At 50.8% G+C, this 21,073-nt stretch carries 14 protein-coding genes; 7 read left to right on the forward strand and 7 right to left on the reverse strand.

Annotated features, from left to right (window positions below; genetic code table 11):
- Window positions 1-116: 116 nt before the first annotated feature.
- The 3 genes from G8768_RS07960 to G8768_RS07970 all read right to left on the reverse strand — a co-directional run bounded on the left by G8768_RS07960 (window position 117) and on the right by G8768_RS07970 (window position 5,019).
- Entirely contained in the window at window positions 117-1,490 is a 1,374-nt protein-coding gene (locus G8768_RS07960) for a glutamine synthetase family protein (RefSeq protein WP_166848814.1), read from the reverse strand.
- 68 nt (window positions 1,491-1,558) lie between these two features.
- Complete coding sequence (locus G8768_RS07965) at window positions 1,559-3,877, reverse strand: TonB-dependent receptor (RefSeq protein ID WP_166848811.1); 2,319 nt, start codon at window positions 3,875-3,877, stop codon at window positions 1,559-1,561.
- 239 nt (window positions 3,878-4,116) lie between these two features.
- The gene (locus G8768_RS07970) at window positions 4,117-5,019 is read right to left on the reverse strand and encodes a response regulator transcription factor (protein WP_166848808.1); all 903 of its coding nucleotides are present in this window, start codon (window positions 5,017-5,019) and stop codon (window positions 4,117-4,119) included.
- Window positions 5,020-5,281: 262 nt separating this feature from the next.
- Here G8768_RS07970 and G8768_RS07975 point away from each other — a divergent pair, with 262 nt between their 5' ends.
- The 4 genes from G8768_RS07975 (at window position 5,282) to G8768_RS07990 (ending at window position 9,258) form a co-directional block, all read left to right on the forward strand.
- A complete protein-coding gene (locus G8768_RS07975) occupies window positions 5,282-6,643 on the forward strand; it encodes an aspartate aminotransferase family protein (RefSeq protein ID WP_166848805.1) in 1,362 nt (453 codons plus the stop codon).
- Between the two features lie 223 nt (window positions 6,644-6,866).
- The gene (locus G8768_RS07980; RefSeq protein ID WP_166848802.1) at window positions 6,867-8,231 is read left to right on the forward strand and encodes an APC family permease; all 1,365 of its coding nucleotides are present in this window, start codon (window positions 6,867-6,869) and stop codon (window positions 8,229-8,231) included.
- Window positions 8,232-8,495: 264 nt separating this feature from the next.
- Window positions 8,496-8,978 (forward strand): hypothetical protein, encoded by a 483-nt coding sequence (locus tag G8768_RS07985; RefSeq protein WP_166848799.1) that lies wholly within the window; start codon window positions 8,496-8,498, stop codon window positions 8,976-8,978.
- Window positions 8,971-9,258 carry a transcriptional regulator gene (locus G8768_RS07990; RefSeq protein ID WP_208020092.1) on the forward strand — a complete coding sequence of 96 codons (288 nt, stop codon included), beginning with the start codon at window positions 8,971-8,973 and terminating at the stop codon, window positions 9,256-9,258. Before G8768_RS07985 ends, G8768_RS07990 begins: the two co-directional genes overlap by 8 nt.
- 99 nt (window positions 9,259-9,357) lie before the next feature.
- Here G8768_RS07990 and G8768_RS07995 read toward each other — a convergent pair whose 3' ends face one another.
- Complete coding sequence (locus G8768_RS07995; protein ID WP_166848793.1) at window positions 9,358-10,362, reverse strand: outer membrane protein assembly factor BamD; 1,005 nt, start codon at window positions 10,360-10,362, stop codon at window positions 9,358-9,360.
- Between the two features lie 390 nt (window positions 10,363-10,752).
- Between G8768_RS07995 and rluD the strand changes: the two genes are divergently transcribed.
- The 3 genes from rluD to clpB all read left to right on the forward strand — a co-directional run bounded on the left by rluD (window position 10,753) and on the right by clpB (window position 15,383).
- Window positions 10,753-11,772: a 23S rRNA pseudouridine(1911/1915/1917) synthase RluD gene (gene rluD / locus G8768_RS08000; protein ID WP_166848790.1), complete on the forward strand. Its 1,020-nt coding sequence runs from the start codon at window positions 10,753-10,755 to the stop codon at window positions 11,770-11,772.
- Between the two features lie 30 nt (window positions 11,773-11,802).
- Window positions 11,803-12,591 carry a peptidoglycan editing factor PgeF gene (pgeF, locus tag G8768_RS08005; protein ID WP_166848787.1) on the forward strand — a complete coding sequence of 263 codons (789 nt, stop codon included), beginning with the start codon at window positions 11,803-11,805 and terminating at the stop codon, window positions 12,589-12,591.
- A 158-nt stretch (window positions 12,592-12,749) separates the two neighbouring features.
- A complete protein-coding gene (gene clpB / locus G8768_RS08010; protein ID WP_166848784.1) occupies window positions 12,750-15,383 on the forward strand; it encodes an ATP-dependent chaperone ClpB in 2,634 nt (877 codons plus the stop codon).
- Between the two features lie 71 nt (window positions 15,384-15,454).
- Here clpB and G8768_RS08015 read toward each other — a convergent pair whose 3' ends face one another.
- The 3 genes from G8768_RS08015 to G8768_RS08025 form a co-directional block, all read right to left on the reverse strand.
- Window positions 15,455-17,356: a serine hydrolase domain-containing protein gene (locus G8768_RS08015; RefSeq protein WP_166848781.1), complete on the reverse strand. Its 1,902-nt coding sequence runs from the start codon at window positions 17,354-17,356 to the stop codon at window positions 15,455-15,457.
- Between the two features lie 170 nt (window positions 17,357-17,526).
- Window positions 17,527-19,734, reverse strand: a complete 2,208-nt coding sequence (locus tag G8768_RS08020; protein WP_166848778.1) for a TonB-dependent receptor — start codon at window positions 19,732-19,734, stop codon at window positions 17,527-17,529.
- 212 nt (window positions 19,735-19,946) lie between these two features.
- Entirely contained in the window at window positions 19,947-20,969 is a 1,023-nt protein-coding gene (locus G8768_RS08025) for a helix-turn-helix transcriptional regulator (protein WP_166848774.1), read from the reverse strand.
- Window positions 20,970-21,073: the final 104 nt, after the last annotated feature.

Below are 21,073 nucleotides of genomic sequence, written 5' to 3' on the forward strand. Positions count from 1 at the left end.
GGGTGTTTCGGAAGTTTGGCTCTTGAGGCAGGAATGGTGAAAAGAGCCGCTAGGATGTATTTATACGTTACCCGGAACCCAGCCCCACTGAATGGCTCGGTTCCGAGTGTGTTCAATTAAATGCACTTCAAATAGGCACTGTATTCCAACTGGGTCACTCGGCTGTGGAATTCGTTCAGTTCCTGGCGTTTGCACAAACCAAAACGATGATGAAACGTTTTGCCAAAGGTTTCGGGAATAAACGTCGATTGTTCAAACAGGCTTAATGATTCGGGCCAGAACTGGGGCAGGCTTGGCTCAACCTGACTGTAGGCATCGCCTTCAATCGGTGCGTCGGCATTTAGCGTTTCATTCATGCCTTTCAGGGCTCCCGCCAAGATCGCAGACAGCAATAAATAGGGATTACAGTCGGCACCACCAATGCGATGTTCGATGCGTCGAGCATCGGCATCACCGGCAGGAACGCGCAGTGCAACCGTACGGTTTTCGTAGCCCCAGCAAGGGGACGTCGGCGCGTGACAGCCAGCCTGGAAGCGGCGGTAAGAGTTCAGATTCGGCGCAAAGATCGCCATGCAATCTTTCATTGTGGTGGCCATGCCGGCAATCGCCTGACTCAGCGCTTCGCTGCCTTTGTCGCCGCCATCACTGAAAATGTTGTTGTCGTCATTATCGAGACAACTGAAATGCACATGCATGCCGTTGCCGGCTTCCTCGCCAAAAGGTTTGGCCATAAACGAGGCGATGTAGCCGTGCTTGCGGCAGACTTCACGAATAACGCGCTTCAGCAGAAATGCTGCATCGGCGGCTGCCACCGGATCGGGCAGGTGGTTCAAATTAATTTCATACTGGGACGGCGCGGCCTCTTTGACAAAGGTATCCGTGGGCAGGTCCAGTGCCTCACAGGCGCTGCGCAATTCATCCAGAAGCTCGCGTTGTTCCTGCATGCTGTCGAGGTGATACGGTTGACCACCCAAACTCGCAGAACCATCGGCTTCCACACTGCTGTGTTGCGGGCTGCCATCGGCATTTAATTCGGATTTCAATAAAAAGAATTCCATTTCAACAGCAACCACCGGGCGCAACCCTTTTTCGGAGTACTGCTCGGCAATATTTTTCAGGATATTGCGTGGGTCGCCATCATCATCACGGCCATCCATATCGGCCATGGTGATTTGCATTTGAGCGCTGCCAGAGCGCCAGGGAATGCGTTGCAAACTTCCTGGCACTGGCAGGCAGAGACCATCGGCATCACCGGTAGCGAACACGATTTCTTCCAGATCGCGGCCCCAGATGTCCATGCTTAATGCGGTGGTGGGCAACTTGAGATTGCCTTTAAACACTTTTTCCAGATTGTCTCTGGGGATGAGCTTGCCGCGCAATAAACCATTGTAGTCGCAGAGATAGACTTCAATGGTGTGGATGTCGGGGTTGGCCGCTAGAAAATCCCTGGCTTGCTGTAACTGGGGATCTACCGAACTGCTTGTGTTCATATGAAAGCCTTTGGCTTGGCCTGAACGCCGCTGTGTTCAGCGGCGTTCGAGACCGGGGTTAAAACAAATTAAAAGTTGTAGCTGAATTCAACACCTACGGTACGTGGCTTGGAGACCCATACCTGAGTGTTGTTGATACCGTAACCGTACTGGTTGTTCAGGTCACCGTTGGCCCAGCCACGTTCGAAGTACTCTTCACTGAAGATATTTTCTACCCACAGTACCGCACTCCAGTCTGCTTCGCTATCGTAGCCAAAGCGGATGTTGGTTTCGTGGTGACTTTCCTGGGAAACCTGAGGATTGTTGTCCAGATCACTGAACTGTTTACCCTGGAAGAAGTGCTCCACAGTGACATAGGTTTCGCCGCCTTCCATTGGAATGGTGTAAGTGGCCACGGTAGAGGTGCTGAACTTCGGTGAGAACGGCAACTGATTGCCTTCACAGGCTTCGTTACAGGCCGTGCCTACGACATCGGTATCATCCGAAATTTCAGTTTCCTGATAGGACGCGGTGAAGAACAAATCCAGATTGTCGGTTGGCAGGTAACGGATATCCAGTTCGAAACCGGTACCATCGGCTTCACCCAGGTTTTCTACGCGAGTGGCGCCATTGTCGAAATAGGACAGCTGCAAATCTTCATAGGTGTAGGAGTACAACGCCAGGTTGGCTTGTAAACGGTTATCCAGCAGCTTGGTTTTGATACCCACTTCGAAGCTGTCTACGGTTTCTGGTGCAAACGCTTCCGGCTTGGTGCCTGGGTCGGCGATACCGTCTTCATCCACGTCAACCAGAATGGCCCCGTAAGTTGCAAAACCGCCCGCTTTGTAACCCTGACCGTAGTTGGCGTACAGGGTAATTTCTTCGCTCAGCTGATAATTGGCCGCGATACGCTGGGTGGTGTCGCTCCAGGTTTGTTCATCGTAAACAAAATCCGGAATCACGTATTCGAAGTTGAAGTTGTTACCCAGATAACCACCGGAATCGGCAACGCGAATGCCCATTTCTTTGGTGTCTTCGGTGTAACGAACACCGTACATGATGTCGAGGTTTTCCATCGGGGTCCAGGTCAGGTCGGCAAATACGGCCCAACCATCGGCTTCCACTTTGTTGAAAATGTCTTCGCGCTTGCCATCCAGAACGGAATCGCGGGCTTCGGCGATATCGTCAGCGGTGGGTTCAGCTTCCAGCCAGTAGCGCAGGAAGTTTGGATCCGCACAGCCGCCGGTTACCGGGCCGTCAAAGTCTGGAGAATCGGTGCGACCAATCGCATTACACAGGGCGTCTTCATCGGCGATGGTGCCGGTGTTGGCATCAATGCTTTCGTTGTAGTAGCTCGCGCCCAGGAAACCTACCAGGGTATCGCTGGCTTCAAAGTTTAAACGCAATTCCTGGCTGAAATAATCAACGTCGGTGTCCAGGAAGAAATTGTCGATCAGGGTGGGGCGGGCGTCATAATCTTCTACGTAGAAGAAGTTATACGTTTTCCAGCCGGTGATCGAGGTGAGGCTCATGCTTTCGTTAATGTCGATTTCAACGTTAGCGGTGATGTTGGCAATTTCACCTTCATCGATTGCGTCTTTGCCTTTCAGATCCTGGCTGACTTTGTCGCGCGGCAGGCCTAAGGTTTCATCCCAGTAAATGGAAGAGTTTTGTTCGCGATCTTCATATTGTGCGGTAATGGTAGCGTCAACGGTGTCACCCATATAACGCAGTGCAAAACGACCGGAGCTGCGCTCGTGGAAGCCGAAATCGTCACCGCCCTGAATATTTTCCAGGTAACCGTCTTCGGATAAATCGTAAACGCTGGCGCGCATGGCCCAGTTTTCACTGAGGGGCACGTTGATGGTGCCGGTTACTTCGCGACGATTGTATTCCGCCAGACCAACTTTTACCTTGCCTTCAAATTCGTCGACAGGCTTTTGTGTTTTGATGCTGACCGCACCGGCAATGGCGTTACGGCCGAACAGGGTACCCTGTGGACCTTTAACCACTTCCGCGCCGGCCATGTCGTAGAATGAACTCTGCACACCACCGGTACGACCGGCCCATACACCGTCAACAAAAACGGCGACAGATGGATCGCCACCCACACCAAAGTCGTTGGTGCTGATGCCGCGCATGGCCATGGCGTCGGAGAAGCTGTCTTCGGTTGCGCCGCTGAAACCTGGCGACAGCACGACGAGATCACGGACGTCTTCAACGCCAGCACGTTCCATAAAATTCTGGCTAAAGGCGTTTACCGCCAATGGCACGTCTTGCAGGCTTTGTTCGCGCTTCTGGGCAGTAACAACTACCTCTTCAATCTCCACCGCCGTAGCAGACATACTGCTTGCAGCAATGGCCAGAGACAGAAGGCTCTTGGGTAAATATTGCGTGGTTTTGCTCATGGATAGACTCTCCGATGGAGTTTTATAGGTGTTATTTTTGCTACGACACGGCTTCATAGGCCAAGTCTTATTGCGCAAACGCATTATTAAAATAGTCGGGCCGATCGAGCCGTTATTGCTTGGCTTTTCCGGCCTTAGCTCATCCTAGCGCTGTGGGTAAAGCAAACAATGCCCCGTTTGGGGTAAACGCTTCCTTGTAAGTGGCGGAAAAGAGGGGGCTCAACCGCAGAATCTGCGGCTTAGTCTTCGCCGTTGGCCGGGGCTTCGGGCTTGGCGAAATAGCTTGCCAGAGGGTCTTCTCCGGGCGATTGTTCAAAGTGGGAAAGGGAATTCAGGAACAGGGAGAACAACTCGGTTTGCGAGCTGACATCCAGTTTTTGATACATGTTTTTGCGGTGACGGCGAAGTGTTTCCGGTGATATTCCGAGTTTCTCGGCCGACAAATTGGTGTTGTGTCCTTGCAGCATCAAACCCAAAACGTCCTTTTCGCGGCCGGTCAGCAATGAGCGGCCAAACAGGTCAAAGGCTCGGTGAACACTTTTGTTGACGCCTCGAACGTCAATCTTTTCGCCTTCCCGGTCGACCAGATTGGCCTGACGGGAATGCAGTTGAGAAAGGCTGCGAATGCTGGGTTCGATATTTTGCAAAAAGCACAGCTCGTCTTCGCTGAAGGCGCGGGTTTGCTTGTTGCGCATGAGTGAAATATGAAGGCAGGCGTCGTCGTCCAGTTCGATGATGTAGGCAATTTCATCGCTGGTGTCCAATTGGGCATAGTAGCTGCGGTAATAATCACTCTGTTTGAAATGCGAGGCACTGATCTCGGTAATGCGATACACCCCGGGGGATTTCTGGTTCTTGATACCGGAAAGATAAAAAGGGTCGAGCAGGTAGCCACCATCGATATAGCGATCGATTTGCACATCCACCTCTTCGCGGGCGATCTCGTAGTAAATGGCCTCGGGGGCCAGATCCCGGCGGAACAGCCAGATCTGGGGGTGGTCGACTTCCATATGCTGTTGCAGGACAGCAACCATGCGGGGGAAGAAAGCCTCATCGCCACAGTGATCTATAATTTCCGCCAGAGCCTGATTCCATTGGGAAAGGTCGGGAAGCGAGGCAGGGGTGGTGGCTGAGTCAGGCATACGTGGCTAGTACTGTGGGATTGTGTTTATGCTTATCGTTATGGCCCGGAGGGTATTTCGCTCTGGACACGGTTTCAATCTAATCCTGCCCCGCAGGCTTGTCAAATGAGGCCAGGCCCATTCCTACCCCACTTGGGGTGTTGTTGTCGGCCGTTTGTTTATGATCCCATAGACAGGTAATCCACGAATTGTATCACCACGGCACCGCATCCTCTAAATATAGGTTAAAACCCAGGTGCCGCGAGCTGAATTGGAGAAGAGAATGAGCGAAGTAAGAAGTACCGCCCAGTGGCAAGAGCTGGATGCCAAGCACCACCTGCATCCGTTTACCGATTTTAAAGACCTGGCCGAGAAGGGCAGCCGCATTATCGTGAAAGCCGAAGGTGTGTATATCTACGACAGCGAAGGTAATCAGATTCTGGACGGTATGGCCGGCCTGTGGTGCTGTAACCTGGGTTATGATCGTAAAGAGATTGTAGATGCTGTACAGCAGCAGCTGACCGAGTTGCCGTTCTACAACAACTTCTTCCAGTGCAGCCACCCGCCTTCCATTGAATTGTCGCGTTTGATCACTGAGATCGCGCCAGAGCACATGAACAATGTGTTCTACACCAATTCCGGTTCCGAGGCGAATGACACCGTTATTCGTATGATCCACCGCTTCTGGGATTTGCAGGAACAGCCACAGCGTAAAACCATCATCGCCCGCAAGAACGGTTACCACGGTTCCACCATTGCTGCAGGCAGCCTGGGTGGTATGAATGGTATGCACAAGCAGTACGCGACGCTGCCAGGTATCGAGCATATTGATCAGCCATACTGGTTTGGTGAAGGCGGTGATATGGACCCGGCCGAGTTTGGTGTTCAGGTTGCCCGTCAGCTGGAAGCCAAAATTGATGAGCTGGGTGCCGACAAGGTGGCTGCCTTTATTGCCGAACCTATTCAGGGTGCCGGTGGCGTGATTGTTCCGCCTGAAACCTACTGGCCGGAAATTTCCCGAATCTGTAAAGAGAAAGGCATTTTGCTGGTATGTGACGAAGTGATTTGTGGCTTTGGCCGTACTGGTGAGTGGTTTGGTTCTTCTTACTACGGTGCCGAGCCGGATCTGATGCCATTCGCAAAAGGTGTAACGAACGGCTACCAGCCTCTGGGTGGTGTACTGGTGTCTGATCGTGTTGCGGATGTACTGAAAAGCAAGGGCGGTGAGTTCACCCACGGCTTTACGTATTCCGGTCATCCGGCGGCCTGTGCGGCAGCGATTGCCACGATCAAGTCTTTGCGCGAAGGCAAGCATATTGAGCGTGTGCGCGAAGAGACGGGCCCTTATCTGCAGAAGCGCTGGGCTGAGCTGGCTGAGCACCCGCTGGTGGGCGAAACCCGCGGTGTTGGTTTCCTGGCGGCTCTGGAACTGGTTAAGAACAAAGAAACCCGTGAGCGTTTTGATGACGACTGTACCGCTGGCGCGATCTGTCGCGATGCCTGTACTGAAAGTGGTCTGGTGATGCGTGCGGTAGGTGACATGATGGTGGTGGCGCCACCATTAACCATGACGAAAGAACAGATTGATGAGTTGGTGGAGAAGGCGAAGAAAGCCTTGGACATCACACTTAGCAAGTTAACTTGATGTAGTGCTTTAGCCCCAGCCTGAATTAGCCTGGGGCTTTTTTTTTGCCTGTCTCAAGCCAAAGCGAACAGAAAAACGAATAGAATAAAAGCCCCGGCGACTCCGGTCGTTCACCAAGGGTTATTTGACAAAAATCAGTATAAGAAGCTTCTTGAAAGCGCCAGCTAATTTTTAAAATAAAAATCTGCAACAGCAGAACTCAAGCGATCGATGTAGGTATTCCATGAGCAATCATCTCAAATCCCTTCGTTTACCCGATTTAACTCTGTTTACGGTCTCGGCCATATTGTTGTTGGATACCCTGGCCGCTGCAGCGGCTGTTGGTGTATCCAGTATCTTCTGGTGGTTATTTCTGGGTTTAATCTTCTTCCTGCCGTTTGGCCTGATCAGTGCCGAAATGGGGACCAGTTACCCGGAGCAGGGCGGAGTGTATGCCTGGGTCAGAAACGCTTACGGAAAGCGTTGGGGTTCGAGAGTTTCCTGGGCGTACTGGGTGAACACCGCATTGTGGAACCCGGCGATTTTTATTTTATTTGCCGGGGTTTTCAAACAACTCTTTGCGCCGGATTTGTCCCTGGCTTGGCAGATCGGGATGGGTATCGCGTTATCCTGGGTTGCGGTACTGATCAATATCATGACGTTGGACATCGGGAAATGGGTGCCTAATCTTGGTGCGATTTTAAAAATTATTATTTTTGCGGCGTTGATTATCGGTGGCCTGGTACATGTGCAAAACGAAGGCATGGCCAATGAAATTAATCTCAGCACGATTGCGCCGAACTGGAGCAGCAGCCTGGAGTACATTCCGGCGATTATTTACGGCATGCTGGGTTTTGAACTGATGAGTTCCAGTAGTGAAGAAATGGAAAATCCTTCACGCGATATTCCAAAAGCGATTTTATTTTCTGGAATCATTATCTTGGCTTTCTATAGCCTGGGGACTTTTGCGGTGTTGGCGGCTGTGCCGGTAGCGGATGTGAATTTGGTGGAAGGGCTGATCGATACACTGAACATGCTGTTTGGGGGTTCCAGTCTGGGCGCGACTTTTGTGTTGGTGCTAGGGGTTGCAGCCTTGTACACTTTTTTCTCCAACGGTGTCACCTGGGCGCTGGGTTGTAATCGCTCCATGGCTGAAGCTGCTATTGATGGCGAGTTGCCAAAAATCTTTGCGAAGGAACATCCGCGTTATGGCACCCCGGTAGGCGCTGCGATTGCGATGGGTGTTGTGAGCACGGCGGTATTGTTACTTTATGGTTTGATGGCATCTTCCAATGAAGATTTGTTCTGGTCTTTGTTCTCGTTCAGCGCGGTTATTTTCCTGCTGACGTATATCGGTATGATGCTGGCCTTTTTGAAACTGCGTCGCGATGATGCTGAAAAGGCACGCCCTTTTAAAGTGCCGGGTGGACCACTTGTTGCCAGATTGCTGGCCTATATGTGTCTGTCAGTGATTGTGTTGGCGATTGTTCTGTTTGTGTATGTGCCGTCTGAAGGTATGCAGTGGCCAGTATTGATTGGCACCATCGTAACGATGATGCTGGGTGAGGTGCTGGTACGCATTGCCGAGAAGCAGGAGCCTGCCCACTAGCCCCTTCTTATCCAGGCTGCGATGTCCTCGGATGTCGCAGCCTTTTTGTTTGTTCCGCTTCCAATTTCCCTATTTTTATCAGCGCGCAAAAACACTATCGAATATTCGTTTTTACTAAATTGAAAAATATTACTTTCCAATATGGAAAGTTAGGGCTATAGTTACTTTCCGTGTTGGAAAGTAACTGTGTTGGAAAGTGATCGTGTTAAAACGCAAGAGCGTGACATGAGTGATGTAGAACAGTAATGAGAGCGGAGTGGAAACATGATGGATAAAGATCAGCATATTGACGCACAAGCCGCAAAGGCGGCCTTAAAAGATATAGAAAGCAGTCAGCAGAACCTTCAAAAAGCCATGAGGTTGCCCGTTTGGCTTTCGGTTTTCTCAAGCCTGAGTTATGGCCTCATTGTGTTTTCATGGGGTATGACCGAGCACGAAAACCTATGGGCCCTGGGTCTTTATATTGGCCTGGGTTTGTTTCTGGCATCGGCAGCATTGGCCATGTATAGCTCAAAGCTGATGGGTTTGAAAGCCAATCTGATCCCGAAAAATAAGAGTGGTTTATTATTTTATCTGGTGTCGGTCGTTGCTTTTGGGCTGCTGGTGTTAGGCGGGCGAACATTGCGCCTGGAAGGCTTTGCATCCGCTCCGCATATTGCCGCGTTTTTATCGGCGGCTTTGATGTTCTATTTTCAGTACTGGCATCCTGCGGGTGAAATGCAAAGAATAGGGGCGGATGATGAGTAAGCTGGATACCGTAATTCACGCTCCGAATCGTCTGCAAATTTGCGCGGCATTGTCGACCAGCGCTGAGTTGGAATTCAAGTTTCTGAAAGAACAGTTGGATGTGAGCGATTCTGTATTGTCCAAGCATTTAAAAACTCTGGAAGAGGCGGGTTATATCAGCATCAATAAGCGCAGCGACTTTGCCCGGCCAAGGAGCTGGATTGCGTTAACAAGTTTGGGAAGAAAAGCGTTTGCAGGTCATGTAGCCGCGTTGAAGGACATTGTTTCAGGCCTGGAATAAAAATATTTACGAATTCCGAGGGCCAATTGCAATAAATAACGCCCAATAAAAAAGCCTGTGAAAACAGGCTTTTTTATTGGTGGCAAATGAATGAATAATTTATTCAAAAATGCCAAAGGTAATTCGATGATACCAGGGGCGATCACCGCTGGCTTCCTGAGCGTTCACCGCCTGACGAGCTTGGCGGTCGCTGCTGTAGGCTGGATTATAAACGGCTCGGCTATCAAAACCCGGTGGGTCTTGTTTGTCGAGGAAGCCAAAGGTCAGCTTGCTCAACCAGCCGCGCTCACCTGAGTCGGCGTGGAACTGATAGTTGAAGGTGCCGTCGCTGCCGATTGCCGGATGATCCGGATAGTTTTCCTTCAGGATAGCCAGATTGGTTTCTGCCAGATCGTCCATACCCAGAGCGTGATAGCCCTGAATGGTAACCGCAAGACCATCGGGTACCGCCGGAGTTTTCTGGAAGTTTTCAACCACGTAGCGACCCCGGTTGGTTGCGGCAACGTAGGCTCCGCGTTTGAAATAATAGTTGGCAACGTGAATTTCATAACGGGCCAGCAAGTTACGCAGATAAATCATGCGCTTTTCCGCATCCGGCGCGTAGTTGCTGTTCGGGAAGCGGGCAATCAGCTGGGAAAAATAGGTGAAGGATTCGCGGGCGCTGCCGGGGTCACGACGGGTAAGATCGGTGGGCAGGAAGCGTTCAAACAAGCCTTTGCCTTCAGAGAAAGACGACAGGCCTTTCATGTAGTAGGCGTAATCCACATTGCGATGCTGTGGGTGCAAACGAATAAAACGATCCGCGGCTGCAGAGGCAGCTTCGGTTTCTGAACTCTTGTAGTAAGCGTAGATCAGTTCAAGCTGGGCTTGTTCGGCGTATTTGCCGAACGGGAAGTTCTCTTCCAGAGCCTGTAGTGTTTTGGTGGCGCGTTCCCACTGCTTGGTATCGAGCTGGCGCTGGGCAGCTTCGTAAAACTGACGCTCAGAGTCGTACTGTGGCTTCTCTTCATCCTCTTCGTCTTGGAAGTAAGAACAAGCGCTAAGGGTGAGTGCCAATAGTAGACTTAAGACCAGCTTGGCCCCGATGGAGGGGTAGTTTTGCATGTTCGGAACTCTCTTCAGGAGTGTTTTAGTTTTTCTTGTGGAAACGGTTTAAAATAGCCGGTTTCCGCCCATATGAGTTATTGATCGCTTGTTGATCAAGCTTCCCGTGGCACCCATTTGCACCCCAGGCCGTAAAGTTAAGGGTGCTATTTAAACACAAGGCTTGGCTAAACCCCAAGGTATTCGTTCAGCCTGACGGCATCGACGATAACAAGGCAGTTGGGCCTTTTAAAAACGGCAAAATACACAGTGCTAATGGCATGAATTCAGCCGAAATTGGGCAAAAAACAGACACATGTAATCTGGATTTGTCCCCATTTCAGCTCTAAGCTGCTTTTAGCATCCGATGCCGTACAGAATTTGGCCTGCGGGCCATAGGTAGACAGTAGAATGAATGAAAATATCCCTCCACTGGAAGACATTGAAGACCTGGCTGATGAGTCCGGGGTAAAGAAAGTCGAGGAATCGGCCACGGTGCCGGTGACCGCCAGTGGACAGCGCCTTGATCAGGCGGCCGCTGAGCTGTTTTCGTCGTATTCCCGCTCCAAGCTGCAAGCCTGGATCAAGAGTGGTGAGTTGACGGTGAATGGCTCAAAGGCGAAAACCCGAGACAAAATGCTCGGGGGAGAACAGCTTGACCTCAACGCAGAGCTGCAAGAACAGGGCAGCTGGAAGCCTGAAGCGATTGATCTCGATATCGTTTATGAAGATGAGGCCATTCTGGTGTTGAACAAGCCGATGGGCCTGGTGGTTCATCCGGCAGCGGGAAATCATACCGGGACGTTGTTAAACGCTTTGCTCCATCACAGTCCGGATCTTATTCATGTGCCCAGGGCTGGTATTGTGCACCGTCTGGATAAAGACACCACCGGCTTGATGGTGGTGGCAAAAACACTCGAAGCCCATACCGATCTGGTGGCACAGTTGCAGGAACGCAGTGTCTCCCGTGAATATGAAGCCATCTCCCAGGGCGTGATGACCGGTGGTGGTATGGTTGAAGCGAATATCGGTCGCCACCCCAAACAGCGCACCAAAATGGCGGTATCCAATTTCGGTGGTAAAGAAGCCATTACTCACTACCGTGTGATTCAGCGCTTCGATGCTTATACCCATATTCGCTTGAAGCTCGAAACCGGTCGCACCCATCAAATTCGCGTGCATATGTCCCATATCGGTTATCCGCTGGTGGGCGATTCAGCCTACGCCGGACGTTTTAAAATTCCCAAAGGGCTGGATAAGGCACTGATTGAAAAACTGCGCAGTTTCCCGCGTCAGGCTCTGCATGCGGCCCAATTGGGTTTAATCCACCCGATTAGCGGTGAATATATGGAATGGGAAGCGGATCTGCCGGAAGATATGGTGGATTTGCTGAGGGAATTAAAAGACGCCCAGGGCCCGGCGTATATTTAACAGGGATTGAGAACAGGCAAGGAGATCAATATGGCGAGTGCATTTGCGTATCAACCTGACATTCCTCTGCCGGATAATATCGCTGTGATGGTTAGCCGGCGTGACGGTGGGCAAAGCTCCGGTCCTTATGGCAGCTTTAATATCGCCGATCACGTCGGCGATGAACCGGACTCTGTGTCAGCGAACCGCGAGCTTTTGTTGGCCGAAATGACTGGCGCTGAACAGATCCAGTGGCTGACACAAACCCACAGCTGCCAGATGATTAAAGCTGGCGAGAGTCAGAGCCCCAATGCCGATGCCTGTTATACCGAAGAGGCGGGGTTGGCCTGTGCTGTGATGACCGCCGATTGCCTGCCGGTGCTGTTATGGAAGGAAGACGGTTCAGCGGTTGCCGCTGTGCATGCGGGTTGGCGAGGTTTGGCCAATGGTATTTTGTCTGAAAATTTTCCTGAGTTACGTCGCCTGGGTTCAACAGACAGCCCCTGGCAGGCATACATCGGGCCGGCCATCAGTCAGGCGCATTTTGAGGTTGGGGTAGAGGTTCTGGAAACGTTTTTTGAGGTCGCCACAACACCCGAGTTGTTGGAAGCCACTGTTGCAGCGTCTGAACCGTCTAAGCTGAATCCTCTCAAATATCATCTCAATCTGGCCGCTATCGCTCGGGCACAGTTATTGGATCTGGGGGTCACCGCTGTGTTCGGTGGTGACGAGTGCAGCTTTGAGGACAGCGATCATTATTTTTCCTATCGCCGCGCCAGCAAAGCAGGTGATGTCCGCTGTGGACGTATGGCCAGTTTGATCTGGCGCAAGCAGAATTAACTTTATAAACAGTCGATAAGAAAACGTATTGAAAAGCGTCAGTCTGACCCCATCATAGAAGTAACGGGGCAGGCTGCCCCATGTGCGAGCTGTGCTTGGAATCAAGGCAGCTTATTATTTGCAAGGCCTGATGGCTTGCAGGACACATAGAGGTGACTATGCGATTTGATCGTCTTACCAATCAGTTACAAACCGCCCTTTCCGAGGCGCAATCCCTGGCTGTCGGCCGGGATCATACCCAATTAGAAGCTGTTCATTTGCTGGCGGCCATGTTGCAGCAACAAGGCAGTGCCGTGCGCCCTTTATTGAATCAGGCGGGCTTCGATATGGCGGGCCTGAACCAGGCCATTGAAAAAAAATTGCAGGAACTGGCCAAGGTGAGCAATCCCACCGGCGACGTTCCCTTATCAAGTGAACTGGCTCGTTTATTAAATCTGGCTGACAAAACGGCGCAGCAGCAAGGCGACCAGTTTATTGCGAGTGAAGCCGTATTACTGGCTGCCTGGAAAGATGGCAGTAACTCTCTGGCAGCTCTGCTGGATGCCCACGGCGATATTAAACATCTGGAACACACCATTAAAAGTATTCGTGGAGGTGAATCGGTGGATAGCCCTGAGGCGGAAGGCAATCGTCAGGCATTGGATAAATACACGGTTGATCTCACCGAGCGGGCACTGGCTGGCAAGCTGGACCCGGTGATCGGCCGCGATGATGAAATTCGTCGTACTGTGCAGGTTTTACAGCGCCGAACAAAAAACAATCCGGTATTAATTGGTGAGCCGGGTGTGGGTAAAACGGCGATTGTTGAAGGCCTGGCCCAGCGCATTGTAAACGGTGAAGTGCCCGAAGGATTAAAAGACAAAAAACTTTTATCTTTGGATCTTGGTTCACTCCTGGCTGGCGCCAAATATCGCGGCGAATTCGAAGAACGCTTAAAAAGTGTGTTGAATGAGTTGGCCAAACAAGAAGGCCAGGTGATTTTATTTATTGATGAATTGCACACCATGGTTGGAGCGGGTAAAACCGACGGCGCTATGGATGCCGGCAACATGCTTAAGCCGGCACTGGCGCGTGGTGAATTGCATTGTGTGGGTGCAACCACATTGGATGAGTATCGTCAGTATATTGAAAAAGATGCGGCGCTTGAACGTCGCTTCCAAAAGGTTCAGGTGGATGAACCCACCGAGGAAGATACCATTGCAATTCTTCGTGGTCTGAAAGAGCGCTATGAAGTTCACCACGGTGTGGACATCACCGATGCCGCGATTATTGCCGCAACTAAGTTGTCCCAGCGTTACATCAGCGATCGTCAGTTGCCGGATAAGGCTATTGATCTGGTTGATGAAGCGGCCAGCCGCATTCGTATGGAGATCGATTCCAAGCCTGAAGACATGGATCGATTAGAGCGCCGTTTGATTCAATTAAAAATTGAACGTGAAGCGGTAAAAAAAGACGAGTCGGAAAGTGCGCGCAAACAATTGCAATTGCTTGATACCGATATTCTCGAAGTCGAACGAAAGTACGCCGACCTGGATGAAATCTGGCGCGCTGAAAAGTCGGCGCTCAGCGGTTCAGCAGAGATCAAGAGTCAGCTTGAGCAAGCGCGACTGGATTTGGATGCTGCGCGCCGAGCGGGTGACCTGGGGCGCATGTCGGAGTTGCAATACGGTTTGATTCCCCAGCTGGAAAAGCAGATTGCAGCGGCAGATACTGCTGAGCAAGCACCCATGCAGTTACTGCGTAATAAGGTGACCGATGAGGAAATTGCTGAAGTGGTGTCCAAGTGGACCGGGATTCCCGTGAGCAAGATGCTTGAAGGTGAGCGTGAAAAGCTGTTGCAGATGGAAGACGTTTTGCACAAGCGCGTTATTGGACAGAGTGAGGCGGTTGTTGCAGTCTCCAATGCCGTGCGCCGTTCACGCGCCGGTTTGTCAGACCCCAATCGTCCTAACGGCTCCTTCCTGTTTTTGGGGCCAACGGGTGTGGGTAAAACGGAATTGTGTAAAGCTCTGGCGACGTTCCTGTTTGATACTGAGGACGCTCTGGTGCGCATTGATATGTCGGAGTTTATGGAGAAGCACTCCGTAGCCCGATTGATTGGCGCACCTCCGGGTTATGTCGGCTACGAAGAGGGCGGTTACCTCACCGAAGCGGTGCGTCGTAAGCCTTATTCGGTTGTCCTGCTGGATGAAATCGAAAAAGCACATCCGGATGTATTCAATATTCTGCTGCAGGTGTTGGAAGATGGCCGTTTAACCGATGGCCAGGGTCGCACGGTTGATTTTCGCAACACAGTAGTCGTGATGACGTCGAATATGGGTTCTGATCGAATTCAGGATCTGGCCAATGACCGATCTTACGATGCCATCGACTTTAATGCGCCGGCGGGTGATTCCAGTTTGACGGAAACCCGTTACGCGGCGATGAAAGATGCGGTGATGGAAGTCGTGGCTCAACATTTCCGTCCTGAACTGATTAACCGTATCGATGAATCGGTTGTGTTCCACCCTCTGGGTAAAGAACATATTCAGAAAATTGCCAATATTCAGCTGGCGAGTTTGGGCAAGCGTTTAGCTGAGCGAGAGCTGAGTTTGCAGTTAGATCCGGCGGTCATGGATAAAATCTCGGAAGCGGGTTTCGATCCGGTGTACGGCGCGAGGCCTCTGAAACGCGCCATTCAGGCATTGGTAGAGAACCCACTGGCGGAAGATATTCTGGCCGGGAAGTTTTCGCCGGGGCAAACCATTGTGGCCAGTTTGGCAGGTAATAAGCTGGAATTCAGAAGCCAGTAATTAGGTATCTCTAAACAACGCTCGAACCCGAAAGCCCGCAATGCTCAATATTGCGGGCTTTTTTTTGCCTTTTAAACGGAGAAGTACTTAAAACCCAAAAGATTCCAGTATTGATAAAAGTACAGACTGAAGAGGCTGATCGTCAGGGTGCTGTAGGCCAGCAGTTTGGTTTTTATTCCGAATGGAGCCTGTCGATATTTCACCAGAATGGCAAGCAGGGCCAAACTTGCCAAGGCCGAAAGCAGTGGAAAGCAAAGTGCGATGGTCAGAGACGCAGGAATGCCATTAACGATGGTGGGCAGGCTCAGCAAACTGAGCGTCATCAGAATAAAAAAGGCCAGGGTCGATACAGCCCAGACAATCTGTGAATAAAACAGGGCTTTTTGACCGGTGTGGTTTGCATAATGAGTGCTCTTGTACAGCAGATGAATCAGTAGAGCCAGGGCAAACAGAGGAATTACCATCAGCACAATAAGGGTGAATGTCTTTGATTCGAATAATGGCGCTTTGTAATACTGGGTGTAGGCGCGACCGTCCACTATCATATCGCTGACCTGGCTTTTTTGATTGCGCTGGAAGGCAATACGACCGAAGCCATGCGCTTCTCGAAACAAGTCCTTATCGACCATGTGGTAGCGTTTTCCGCTGTAGAGCAGGGCAGCACTTTGATCTGAGTGAACAACTTGAACGGATTTACCGTTGAGCACCCTCAACAATGCTTCGGCCTTGCTGAAACTGCCACGCCAAGGCAGATAGTCGCCACGGTATTCCTGTAAGTCCTGCGCTGTGGTTTTTATGGTCTTGGGAGTGCCGGAATGTTCAGAAAAGAATCGAGTGTAAAAATTTTGTAAAAAATCTTTGTAAACAGAGCGTCCTCCGGCTCCGGAAAACGAGGCAAACACCACCAGGTTTTCTTTCTGGGAAATCCCCAAATGGGAAAAGAAGTACGCGCTGGCGCCTTCGTGGCCAAACAATTCCAAGGTTTCGTTACCAAAGCGGCGCTTAATGAAGCCCATGCCCATGCCGCGTGTGCGTTCATCGTGGCTAAACCCTTGTTCGAGCATTTGTTGCAGAGTGCTTGCCTGTAGAATTTGTTGATTCTGATACTGCCCATTCTGTAACAGAGCGATACCAAACTTCATGACGTCATTGGCTGACATGGCCGCTGAGCCCGCAGGCGCAAAACCGGAAATACGTTCATAGGGTTTGGCTTTATATCTGCCGGCTGACCATTGATAGGCTTGAACGGCATGATTTTCCAGGGTGGGCGGGAGCGGTTCAATAAAGCTCGCGTATTGCATACCGAGAACATTAAAAATACGCTTCTGCACATAATTTTCAAAGGTCTCGCCGCTGACATTGGCGACAATTAATCCCGCTAATGCGGTTCCCCAATTCGAATAGGCCGTGTGTAAGCCCGGTGGGTTGATGCGTTCAGGTTGATATTTTTCCAGGGCTTCGGGAAGGGGAAGCACCAATTCGGGTTTATCCAGAATGAGGTAACCCAGAGCGCCATCTTCAAAACCAGCCGTATGAGTCATCAGGTGACGAAGAGTTACTGGCTGCCCCGGCCAGCTGTCTTTTACCTGAAAGCGCTTAAGGTAGAGGTTTACATCGTTGTCGAGATCCAGCTTGCCAGATTCGACCTGCTGCATCACGGCGACCCAGGTAAACAGTTTGGATATGGAGCCCGGACGAAACAAGCTGCTTTCCGCTTGCACGGGTTTTGCGGACTGTTGACCGTCGCCTAGGCTCTGTGAGCCATACCCTTTACTCAGCAAAAACTGGCCATCCTTGTAAATTGAAATAACCCCCGAAGGGCTGTGATGTTTATCCATCGAGCTTTTAATCAGCCCATCAAGATAGGCTTCCAGCAGCGCGGGGTCTTCCAAATCGGTTACGCGCTTGTCAGCCATGGCGCTGATACTCAGCAGGTAAAGGCATGAAAGTAGGCTGCTTATTATCTTCATCATTCTTGTGATCATTTTGGGCCCCTGCTTAATGGTATGGGCAATCTACGTGCTTAAAGAAACAAAGACAGGATATTCGTCACTTTTTAGCGATAAATATTCAGGCAAAAAAAACCCCCTTGCGGGGGTCCGGTAAAACACCGGAGAGTATGTATTAGGCTCTTGGTGCAGAATCAGAATTGGTAGCGATATCGAACGCCCACTGTTCTGGGGGGCGTAAAGATCGCTGATGAAAAAAGCTGGCCGTTATTGGACAGGCTGTCGCTGCGGTTCACTATGGACTGCTCATCCAGCAAATTGTTCAAATAAAAACTGATTTGTTGTTTACCCTGCTCAAAATTCAGGCTGCTATCTACAAGGGAGTAGGCATCAACCGTCATAGCTTGTTGAACTTGGGAGCGGGAAAAAGTGGAATCGTTTTCGCCGATATAGCGCAGTCCGACATTCAAGGCTGTTTGCCACTCATTGATCTCCGGGAGGGCGTAGTTGAATTGAATCGACCCCGACCACAGGGCTTGCCCAGGATAACGCTCGCCACGAATCGCACCGAGTGTTGTTTCTTGTTCATCGAGTTCGCTGTCGCTATAACTGAGACCCAGTTGAAGCTGGAGTTTGTCTCCGATCAGGCTGCTAAGGGAGAACTCGGCCCCCTGTGAAATCAGACTGCCCTGTGCATTGGCACCAACGGAAACGCCGTTAAATACAAAACGAGTTTGGAAGTTATCCCAATCGGAATACCACAGGGCGAATTCATAGCGGCTGTCCAGATCTGGCAGTATGCCTTTCATGCCCAGCTCATAGCTCCAGATTTTATCGGCTTCAACAAACGGCTGGGCCAGGTTTTCACCCGTAGCGGGGTTGAGCAGTGCCAGATTAGAGGATATTGGGCGATATCCGCTTGAAGCTCGGGCATAGAGCGAATGATTTTCGTTGGGGCGATAACGCAGGGTAGCCAGGTAAGTGGACGTTTGATCCGAGAACCGACTTAAAGGCTGGCCAGGGCCGGTCAGTGGACCGACGCTAATATTTTCCATTTCGGTTTCGTGATCGCTGTAACGCATGCCCAATGTCACATCCAATTGCTCATTGGCGTACCAAGTCACATTGCCGAAAAGGGCATATTCCTCATAGGCGGATGGAAAGCTGACATCAAACAATCCGGCACCGAGAAACGGTTTCGGTTGAGCTTGTTGTCGGTTGCCGGCATCTTCGTTCATGTAAAACAAACCCAGTATCCACTCTACGGTTTGGCTTTCGATAGAACTTAGACGAATCTCCTGAACAAAACGTTGCATGTCCTGAGCAGAAATGGTGATAACGCTTTCGGTGCTGCCCGCTGGCAGGCCGTAGATCAAATCATTCACTGGAGCCAACTGGGCACTGCGATCCAGATTAACAAACACGCTTCGGTCGCTCAGGCTGCTGCTGGACGTTACGCTGCCCCAACTGAAATCATAATCGATACTGAGGGAGCTGACTTCCGTTTTGCTTTCGAGAGGGAGAGGCTGATTGATGGTGCTGTAATCACCAAAGGCGGGGGTATCCGTACCGGGCAACAATGTTACATTACTGAGCAGGTCGCTTTGACCGGTTTGACGAAGGTATTTGAAATTAACGCTGGCGTTGTCGTTGGCCTCCCATAGGAGATTAACGGATAAGCCTTTGCTCCGTGCCTGGTCGGCACGTTTGCGCAGTGGTTCGCCATTGCTGGGATTAACCACTTGGGTAAAGCCGCTGTCTTCGGCCTGGAATAACGATAGAGTCGCCCCCAGTGAATTTTCAACAAGTGGCCCGCTAATTCGCCCACTGGCAATCACATTATGGCTGCCGGGGCCTTTGTTGTGAGACAGGTCGATACTGAATTCACCACGGACTTCATCCAGCGAAGGTGCTCGATTAATATAACGAATCATGCCGCCAACGGAAGAGGCACCATACAAAGTTCCCTGGGGGCCTTTGACCACCTCAATTCGACTTAAATCAATCAATGAGGCATCGATGGTGCCACCGGCGGCACCACTGAAACCACTGGCGCTGACCAATGGAGTATCATCGACATAGATGCCTACGGTTCTAATGGCACCGGACTGAGGGATGCCGCGCATGGTTATGGTGCCGACGCCACGGCCACCGCCATCCTCCCAGTTTATACCGGGTGTGTATTCGATAATATCTTGCAGTTCGTTTAGACCATTTTGCTGGAACGACTGCGGATCAACCGAAGCAACAGAAGCCGCGACATCCTGCAGATTTTCCGTACGGCGACTGGCCGTAACAATGATTTCTTCGAGCTGAGTAATTTCTTTTTGTGCGATAGCGAGTGGGCTTGTGCTGACGGTGCTGGCGGTCAGCAATACAATTTGAGCGTGCTTGGAAACCATGCTTTTCTCCTGTACGACTGCTTCTCTATTGTTTTATTTCGGTTGCGTAGCATGAAGAAAAATCGTTAAAAAGAATTTGCATTTAGTAAAAGCTAATAGCTTGAGACTCAAGGGTGTTGGAAAATTTGCGATGTTTGGCTTCCCTGTAAAATGGAAAATTGTCAGTGGGGAATGCAGATTTTATTGGAGAGAGGGGCCGGTTCTATGGCAGCTCAGCTGCCAGGTGTCATGCCGTAGTGGTCGCGATAAGCACGAATAAAACAAGAGGCATCGGCGTAGCCAACGTGTTCAGCAACTTCGCCTACAGAGCCTTCATGGTATTGCAACATCTGTTTGGCAACTTCCAAACGCAGGCGGCGACGATATTGCATGGGGGTTTCCTGGAATTCCGTGCGAAAGGCCTGGCTCAAAGTAGTTCTGTTAGTGCCAATACGCTGGGCAAGCTCATCAATAGTGTGGGCAACAGAATATTCCCGATCGATAATCGCTTTGGTTTTCTGGGCAATATCCACACTGCGCGATAACTTGGCGCGGCTGCGAAGACCCGCTACGCCACGCCCTTGCCAGCGTGCGAAGTTAGCGGCATAAACCATAAATTCAATCGCTTTGGCTTTAATATAGGCGGGACGTAAACCGCCAAAGCGGCCAAATTCAGACAGCTCATTGGCCGATACCATCAGCGACTTCGACGCTTCGAAGGTGCTGCTGGCGTGGGGGTGAATTAACTCTTCCTGCAACAATTGTTGCAACATACGCTCTGCGTGTTGGCCAACATTTAAATGGGATTTGAATGCTTCCAGACTCATATACAGAGCGACATTGCGATAACGGCTGCCCCCTTGCTGAAAGCGATTGAGCGTGCCGCGCTTGCTTAAAATATCCAGGCGGCAATCGCCTGGTTTGAGAATTTGCCGAGCGTTGTTGTTAATCGACACCTCATATTCGCCGGCAACACAGAGCTGCAGGGCCAGCCAATTGGCGCCGCTGTAACTGGTTTGAGAGGCCTTGTTGGCTTCGATGTTGCTGGTGATGACCGAGAAGTCCCGGCTTATTTGCACAATTTCCTGGCGGCCGTATAGAGCCTTGTTGTGGACGTGATAACGGGTAATATGACCGCCGGGGAAAAACTCTTCCGCCTCAATATCGAGGGTGTTATTGAGGATCATTTCCTGCAGACTGGGGTCCTTGGAGGACGCAAAAGCGTCGGTAATCTCCCTGCGGATATGCTGTTTCATGCCTGGGTGTACCGCTCTTAAATCAAAGACTTGAGCCTACCCGATGTTGCACAATATTAATGTGCAAAAATTCAAATAAGATAGGCAATTTGTAAATATGCGAA

This window comes from Pseudoteredinibacter isoporae (assembly GCF_011602085.1).
GTDB classification, from domain to species: domain Bacteria; phylum Pseudomonadota; class Gammaproteobacteria; order Pseudomonadales; family Cellvibrionaceae; genus Pseudoteredinibacter; species Pseudoteredinibacter isoporae.

What these genes read in the sequence shown, in the direction of transcription:
- G8768_RS07995 (WP_166848793.1), bottom strand. Translation starts at nt 10,362, where the DNA reads ATGCAAAACTACCCCTCCATCGGGGCCAAGCTGGTCTTAAGTCTACTA.
- G8768_RS07985 (WP_166848799.1), top strand. Translation starts at nt 8,496, where the DNA reads ATGATGGATAAAGATCAGCATATTGACGCACAAGCCGCAAAGGCGGCC.
- G8768_RS07990 (WP_208020092.1), top strand. Translation starts at nt 8,971, where the DNA reads ATGAGTAAGCTGGATACCGTAATTCACGCTCCGAATCGTCTGCAAATT.
- rluD (WP_166848790.1), top strand. Translation starts at nt 10,753, where the DNA reads ATGAATGAAAATATCCCTCCACTGGAAGACATTGAAGACCTGGCTGAT.
- clpB (WP_166848784.1), top strand. Translation starts at nt 12,750, where the DNA reads ATGCGATTTGATCGTCTTACCAATCAGTTACAAACCGCCCTTTCCGAG.
- G8768_RS08015 (WP_166848781.1), bottom strand. Translation starts at nt 17,356, where the DNA reads ATGATGAAGATAATAAGCAGCCTACTTTCATGCCTTTACCTGCTGAGT.
- G8768_RS07980 (WP_166848802.1), top strand. Translation starts at nt 6,867, where the DNA reads ATGAGCAATCATCTCAAATCCCTTCGTTTACCCGATTTAACTCTGTTT.
- G8768_RS07970 (WP_166848808.1), bottom strand. Translation starts at nt 5,019, where the DNA reads ATGCCTGACTCAGCCACCACCCCTGCCTCGCTTCCCGACCTTTCCCAA.
- G8768_RS08025 (WP_166848774.1), bottom strand. Translation starts at nt 20,969, where the DNA reads ATGAAACAGCATATCCGCAGGGAGATTACCGACGCTTTTGCGTCCTCC.
- G8768_RS08020 (WP_166848778.1), bottom strand. Translation starts at nt 19,734, where the DNA reads ATGGTTTCCAAGCACGCTCAAATTGTATTGCTGACCGCCAGCACCGTC.
- pgeF (WP_166848787.1), top strand. Translation starts at nt 11,803, where the DNA reads ATGGCGAGTGCATTTGCGTATCAACCTGACATTCCTCTGCCGGATAAT.
- G8768_RS07960 (WP_166848814.1), bottom strand. Translation starts at nt 1,490, where the DNA reads ATGAACACAAGCAGTTCGGTAGATCCCCAGTTACAGCAAGCCAGGGAT.
- G8768_RS07965 (WP_166848811.1), bottom strand. Translation starts at nt 3,877, where the DNA reads ATGAGCAAAACCACGCAATATTTACCCAAGAGCCTTCTGTCTCTGGCC.
- G8768_RS07975 (WP_166848805.1), top strand. Translation starts at nt 5,282, where the DNA reads ATGAGCGAAGTAAGAAGTACCGCCCAGTGGCAAGAGCTGGATGCCAAG.